This window comes from Protofrankia sp. CiP1_Cm_nod3, from assembly GCF_982290655.1.
In genome coordinates this window covers 1-1,222 of sequence record NZ_CEVIVD010000193.1, presented here as the reverse complement: position 1 = coordinate 1,222, position 1,222 = coordinate 1, and the positions used below count along the sequence as shown (strand labels likewise).

Genomic DNA, 1,222 nt, shown 5'->3' with positions numbered 1-1,222 from the left:
CCGCCGGGTCGTTGTGCGGGAACGGCCGGCGGGTCGCTCCGGACAGCCGGGCCCCCTGCAGGATGCTGTCGTGGGCCAGCGCGTCATGGACGATCAGGTCGCCGGGCCCGACGAGGTGGCCGATCGTCGTGACGTTGGTGGCGTGCCCGCTGACCAGGACGACGCAGTCCTCCACGCCGATCAGGGTGGCGAGCTCCGCCTCCAGCTCGCGGTGCGGCGGCCGGTCGCCGGAGAGGATGCGGGCGGCCGAGACGGAGGATCCGTACCGGTCCACCGATTCGCTGACCGCCGCGTTGACCTCCGGATGCCCGGACAGGCCCAGGTAGTTGTAGGTCGAGAAGCTCACCAGCTCCCGGCCGGCCACGACCGTACGGTCGCGGGCGTTCCCCTCGTGCAGCAGGAAGTACGGGCTGTGCAGGCCGAGCTGGTCGCTGAGCTCAAGGCGCTTGCGCAGCGCCACCACTTCGGGGAAGGCCGTGACGTCGGTGGCGGCGCTGTCGGGGCGCGGGTGCTCCCGGTGGCGGCCGTTGCCGTTGCCGTTGCCGTTGCCGACGGTGTCGAACAGCCCGTTCCCCGTGCCCTGTGGGTACAGCTGGGTGGCGAAGCCGTTGGAGTCCCGCGTCCGCGCGTCGATACCCGCTCCGATACCCGCTCCGAGGCCGATCCCGGTATCCGCTCCGGCACCGGCCTCCACGCTGGCCTCGATGCCGGCCTGACCAGGGCCGGCCGCTTCGGGCGCATCCCGGGCCGTCGGGCCGGCCGCCGCCGGGAGAAGGCCCGCGGAGCCGGCTCGCCGGGCCAGTACGGCTACCAGATCACCGACCGTGGTGATCTCGGCGATGTCCTCGGTGCGCACGGTCAGGCCCGGCCAGCGGCGTCCCAGCGCGTTCACCAGGTCGGTCATCATGATCGAGTCGAAGCCCAGATCCCCCACGAAGGCGTGCTTCTCGTGGATGTGGCTCTCCGGATAGGCGCTCAGCCCGGAGATGCTCTCGATCACCTGTGCCCGCAGCACGTCCCGGCTGCGGGCAGGTATGACCGCCCCCGCGGCGGACGTCGCGGTATGCGCCGCGGCCGCCGCGTTCCCGAGCGGGTCGTGTCCGCCCGGCGTAACGAGCGGCCAGGTGCCGCCCGCCGCCGCTGGCACGTCAGGCGCCGGCTGTCGCGGTATGGCCGCCCCGGAGATGCCGGCGCCGATCCGTGGCGCTCCGGCTGCCGGATC

1 protein-coding gene is annotated in these 1,222 nt (G+C 73.2%); it reads right to left on the bottom strand.

What is annotated here, in order from left to right; all coding sequences use genetic code 11:
• The coding region (locus AC5LUJ_RS22295; protein ID WP_493465674.1) for an aminotransferase class I/II-fold pyridoxal phosphate-dependent enzyme at positions 1–1,147 on the bottom strand (1,147 nt) is incomplete at its 3' end.
• Positions 1,148–1,222 lie beyond the last annotated feature (75 nt).